1 protein-coding gene is annotated in these 523 nt (G+C 61.2%); it reads right to left on the minus strand.

Features of this window, described 5'->3' with window-relative positions; translation table 11 throughout:
- Positions 1-68: 68 nt before the first annotated feature.
- Positions 69-523, minus strand: a 455-nt coding sequence (locus ACR0E6_RS23080; RefSeq protein WP_480587819.1) for a 3'-5' exonuclease, incomplete at its 5' end; no start/stop codon positions are given.

Raw genomic sequence — 523 nt, forward strand, 5'->3', positions numbered from 1 at the left:
GCGCATCAGGTGCCACGGCATGCAGGGATTGTCCACGAAAAGCTGAGTCTGCGGCGTATTTTTCCCGCTCAGTTCAGGTCTTCCAGCAGGCGACCGTGTTGCCGCGTCGCCTCGACGACTGCCCCGAACGTGTTCATCCCGCGTGCCTGTAGCATCGGCAGCATTTTGACGAGGGCCTCAGCCGTTGCTACTGCATCACCCAAGGCCGTATGGCGCAGCTCGACCGGGATGGTGATGTCGAGCCTGTCGCACAAAGCGTCCAGCGTGTGTTTGTCGCTGGCTCCGAACAGGACGGCTGACAAAAGAACCGTGTCCAGAATCGGGTGGTTCCAATCCACATCCATCCGTTTCGCGTGTCGCCGCAGGAACGCCATGTCGAACGGCGCATTATGGGCGACGATGACCGCATCGCGCGCGAATTGATGAAACACGCGGCCGGCTTCCGCAATGTCCGGTGCCCCTTGGACCATTCGGTCACTAACCTTGTGCACCTTGGTCGAGGCCGGAGGGATGGGGATGCCGG

This window comes from Ruegeria sp. AP12 (assembly GCF_056540025.1).